Raw genomic sequence first — 5,586 nt, forward strand, 5'->3', positions numbered from 1 at the left:
GGCCTGAAGGGCAGTGGCCGTAGCAGAGTTGGCGACAAAGGCAGCCGAAGTAGCCGTTGAAGTAACGGACCCAGAGCCAGTGAAGCTAGTACCGCCTGAAACTGCGCCGGAGAGCGTAAGGCTAGTAACACCGGAAAGTGCGCCAGCAGAAGAAACGTCCAAAGCGGTGGAATCTAACTGGAAAGCACCCGTTGCGTTACCAATCGTAGTGGCAACACCAGCAGTTGATGCCAAGGTTGTCGCACCGGTTGCGGTCAAAGTTGTAACGCCACCAAGTGTACCCGTGATTGTAGAGTTACCTGTAACTGAGGCACCACCCGATGCAACGGTTAGACCAGTTAGTCCGCCAAGGGTACCGGTAATGGTGGAGTTGCCGGTAATGGCTGCGCCACCAGAAGCAACAGTCAAACCTGTCAAACCACCGAGGGTGCCCGTAATCGTAGAGTTGCCAGTGATGGCCGCACCGCCGGAGGCGACTGTAAGTCCGGTTAGGCCACCGAGTGTACCAGTAATAGTGGAGTTACCAGTGATGGCCGCACCACTAGCGGAAACAACAAGGCCACCCGTCGTAATGGTCAGACCACCAGCGGAAATAGTAGTTGCACCGCTGTTGGCAACAGTAAGGCGAGCCGTACCGTTGGTGGAAACTGTCAGCAAGTTGCCACTGTAAGCAGAGGAAGGATTAATGAGCAGGCTGGCCATCTGCGAGGTCTTTTCTGCGATGGACGTATAAATCTGGCCCGAGTTCACAATTGCTGCCATGTAGGAACCATTCGCTGACATCGCAACACCTTCCCATAGGCGGCTTGAGTCACGGGTTGTCCAGGTGACACCGTAGTCGGAAGAGGTGTACATAGTGCCAGACTGCACCGTAGCCACTTGGCGTGCACCATCTGCAGATACGGCAACCCTTCTCCAGCTACGGCTTGAGTCGCGGGCAGTCCAGGTGACACCGTAGTCGGTAGAGGTGTAGACCTGTCCGCTCGATACAACCGCCGTCTGTCGTGCTCCATCCGCAGACATCGCCACACCCTGCCAGAAACGGCTAGAGTCGCGGGAAGTCCAGGTTACACCATAGTCGGAAGAGGTGTAGATGCCATCGGAAGAAGAAGTGTCTGAAGTCGCGGTTAGGTACTTACCATCCGCAGACATAGCAATTGAGTGCCACTGGCGAGAGGTGCCCCGCTGCGTCCAAGTCACACCGTAGTCGGACGAGGTGTAAAGGTAGCCAGGTGCGCGGTTAAGGGACGCTTGGCGAGAACCATCTGCGGACATGGCAACGGTATACCAAGAACGAGCAGAGTCGCGGGCAGTCCAGGTCACACCATAGTCAGTAGAGGTATAAATTTGACCTCCGTATACGGCAGATGTCTGATACATTCCGTCTGCGGACATGGCAATTGGGACCATACCTGTGGCGTTACGCAACGTCCACGTTGCGCCAAAGTCGGAAGAAGTATAGACACCATCACTTCCAACAGCGGTCATGATTGAGCCATCTGCAGACATGGCAACCTGCCTCCATCCACGGCTTGAGTCGCGGGCAGTCCAAACCTGGCCAAAGTTGTAGAGTGGCTCATCGTAGACATCGGAACCAAGCCTGGTGCGTCCATAGTACAGGCCGTCCATTACTCCCAGGGCACTGCCGGTGAGTTTCTGAAGCTGAGTATCCTTAATGTGAAGAGCAGAGGTGGTATGGATCGCACCGGTCACATCCAGCTTATAAGCAGGTGTTGCGTTTCCAATTCCAACGTTGCCTGCAAAGTAGTTGTCCCCTGTCCCTTGGATGCTCAGAACACCCGCAGTGGTTGTAAGGTTACCGGAAGCGGAAATGCTTGTAATGGAGGAAAGCGCACCGGAGTTAATGACAAGACCATTGATGGTATTGGTGGCGGTTGCGCCGGTGATAGCACCAGAGAGTCCGAGGGTAGTTACACCAGAGACAGCACCTGCTGTGGTGACATCTAGGGCAGTTGAATCAAGCTGGAAGGTACCGGTCGCGTTACCAATCGTTGTAGCCACTCCGCCAGTGGATGCCAATGTTGTAGCTCCGGTCGCGGTCAAGGTTGTAACACCTGTAAGCGTACCGGTAATAGTGGAGTTGCCTGTAACGGTGATACCCCCTGCAGAAACAGTAAGGCCAGTCGCTACTACTAATGTTCCGGTGAGGTTGGCAGAGGAAGAAATTGTTTGGCCATTAATGGTGCCCGTAGTAACGGTACCGGTAACGGCAAGCGTGCCACCAATAGTGGCGTTGTTCGTAACGGCAAGTGCAGTGCCAGCCGCCGAGAGGGTAGTAGCACCAGTAAGAGTGTTGGCCGTAACGCCCGACTGGGTGTAGCCACCATTTGAGGTGATGCCGGTGACGCTCGTTAGAGCACCGCCGTTAATCACCAAACCATTAATAGTGTTGGTAGCGGTTGCGCCAGTAATAGCACCGGATAGGCCTAGGGTAGTAGCGCTGGAAATTGCACCAGCGGTGGAGATGTCTACCCCTGTGGAGTCAAGCTGGAAAGCACCTGTTGCATTACCAATTGTTGTAGCTACTCCACCGGTTGATGCCAAAGTTGTGGCACCAGTGGCGGTCAGAGTGGTGATGCCGGTAAGCGTACCGGTAATAGTAGAGTTGCCTGTAATGGAAGCTCCGCCGGAAGCTACCGTCAAACCAGTTAGGCCACCAAGGGTACCGGTGATAGTGGAGTTACCGGTGATTGCTGCACCACCCGCAGAAACGGTAAGGGCAGTATCCAAGGTTGTGGTGCCCGCGACACGCAGGCCATTGGTAGCAGCTGCCGTTGAAGAGCTATACCCAATTGCCACACCTCCATTCACCTGGAGTGCAGAACCTGGGGTGATTGTGCCGATACCAACGCTACCACCATTACCCTGCATTACCAGTGCCTTGGTAGTCCAAGAAACGTTAGGGTTCATTGATTGGATATACCCAATGTTGTTGGCAGCATCTACACCAAAGGCAAGGCTGACCGTACCAGAAGTGGTATCCCAAATCCTAATACCCGAAGCGCCTTCACTGTTGTATGTACCCGACTTAATGACATGGAGCTTAGATGACGGGGCATTGGTACCAATACCAATGTCAGAAGTACCCGTAACTACCAGCTGAGTAGCAGCAGACGCACTATCCATGGTACGGAATGAAGCCTTGCGCACTGTCATGGTCTGCGATGTTCCGTCACCCAAAGCGGCACTGACAGTAAGGGAGGTGTTGGAAGCAATGGCAGTTACATAGGCAAAGGTACTAGAGGCAGAAGAAAGGGCGATGCGGTCACCAAGACCTACTTCAGTTAAGAAGGCTGTACCACTACCTGTGATGGTGGTGCTGGCGTTGGTAGTAGTGGTACCTGCAATGGCATAGTCTGCCGGCTGGGCAACGGTGAGTACAGATGGCCGCTGAGTAGTGCCAATCATTACGTTACCCAAGCTACCGATGCGCAAGCGCTCTGTGCCGTTAGTTGAGGCAGTAATCACATTCGTACTGGTAGCAACGAGACCAAGGGTACCCGCAGTTGCCTGCAAAGTCACACCGGCAGCACCGGTAATGCTAGTTCCTACACCGGTGATATCGCCAGCATTGGTGATGTTGCCAGAGTTGTTATTAAGGCCACCGGAAATGGAAGCTCCACCTGAAGCAACAGTCAAACCAGTTAGGCCACCAAGGGTGCCAGTGATTGTTGAGTTACCCGTAATTGAGGCGCCACCCGAAGCGACTGTTAGACCAGTCAGTCCACCAAGGGTACCGGTGATTGTGGAGTTCCCTGTCACAGTAATGCCTCCGGCGGAAACCGTTGCGCCACCTGCAGTAACCGTCAGGCCACCGGTATCAATAATCAAACCGTTCGAAAGAATGCGGTTCTCACTGGAAGTGACACGGAAGCGGTCTGTGCCAGCAGCCTGAACGGCAAACTTACCGCCAGAACTTGTCGCGATATTTACCAAGAGATTAGAGTCTGTCGCAGTATCGGCTAGGGTAATAGTCAGATCACGCGCATCAGTAGTGGCAATACTGTTACCAGAGGTAGCGTTATATGCGTCCTGCAGAGTAATGACCGTATCCGTGTTAAAAGCGGTACACGTCAGGGTATCACCGATTGTTGAAACACCCGACCCAGCAGAACAAGCGGCTGGATATCCAGCCAGTGCAGTCCACTGCACAGAGGCAGTAGCATCAAGGGTAAGGTTATCGGCTACATATGTATCAGCCACTGCAGTACCCTGCCAGGCACCCGTGGTAATGTTTCCACCATTAATGACAATTCCGTTGATGGTGTTCGTAGCGGTAGCACCGGTAATTGCACCAGAAAGTCCAAGGGTAGTAACGCCTGAAACTGCACCCGCAGTACTTACATCTAGGGCTGTTGAATCAAGCTGGAAGGTACCGGTCGCATTACCAATCGTTGTAGCGACACCGCCTGTACTTGAAAGGGTAGTAGCGCCAGTAGCAGTCAGCGTAGTAATACCACTGAGTGTCCCGGTAATTGTTGAGTTACCCGTTACAGTAATGCCGCCAGCGGAAACGGTAAGACCACCCGTAGTTACAGTAAGACCTGCGGAAGCGGTAATTGCGCCGGTAGAAACCAAGGTACCGGCATTGGCAACGTTTCCTGCCAAAGTAACGGCAAACTTGTCGGTTCCGTTGTCCTGCAGACGTAGCAAGTTACCCGTGCGTGTGCCACCACCGGAAACAGAACCAGCATCGTTACCGAAGATGAGGTCACCAGAAATACCAAAGGTAGCGTCTGGAGTAACTGTTCGAGTAATGGAAGCTACATGGTTAGTAACATTGGTGGTAGAGGTAGAGTTCTGAGTAACGCTCAACGGTGTACCACGTGAAGCCTGGCCGTAAAGGGCGACACCCGTGGTTGTGTTGTGAGCATACACAGATGTACCAGAACTTGCTTGGCCGTAGACACCGTAACCCGTAGTTTCAACACCGGCCACACCCCGGCCACCTACCGCGGAACCATAGACACCGTAACCCGTACTAGAGGCAACACCAGAGATTGCCGAGTTGGTGTTAGTTCCGGTTGTTGCAGCACCTGCAACTTTCCCGGTGGTAGTAATAGCCCCAGTTGCATCAATAGTTGTTGCGCCGGAAATGGCACCAGCATTGGTAATACCCGTGGCGTTAGCGTTGATGCCCCCGGCCGTAACAGTAATGCCGCCCGCAGTAATGGTCAGTCCATTTCCCACTGTTACCAATCCGTCGTTACGAACCGTCAGCAATGCAGTATTGGAAGAGTTTTGGACATGTAGCGCATACGTACCGCTCGTGCTACCCGAGCCCTGAATATCTACACGGGCATTCGGCGTCGTGGTCCCCGTACCAATGCCAACATCGCCGGCATTTGTGAGGTTGAAGCGGGTGGTACCCACACCGGAACCACCGTTTGCACGGATGGAGAAGGTATCAAAGTTAGAGACAGCATTGTAGTCAAGGTCAACCACAAAACCTTGGTTCTGAGAACCAGTCGAACTAATACGACTACCGGAGAAAGTTGCAGTTTGACCGCCCTTAGCATCAAGCAGCACTTTTTCACCTGAAGCACTACTCATGAAGGAAATCTG

At 53.4% G+C, this 5,586-nt stretch carries 1 protein-coding gene; it reads right to left on the reverse strand.

All coding sequences use genetic code 11. From position 1 onward, the window contains the following. A partial coding sequence (locus VLA04_02805; GenBank protein HSI20610.1) for a hypothetical protein occupies nt 1-5,574 on the reverse strand: 5,574 nt, incomplete at its 3' end. Nucleotides 5,575-5,586 lie beyond the last annotated feature (12 nt).

Source organism: Verrucomicrobiia bacterium, from assembly GCA_035460805.1.
Taxonomy (GTDB): Bacteria; Patescibacteriota; UBA1384; order CAILIB01; family CAILIB01; genus DATHWI01.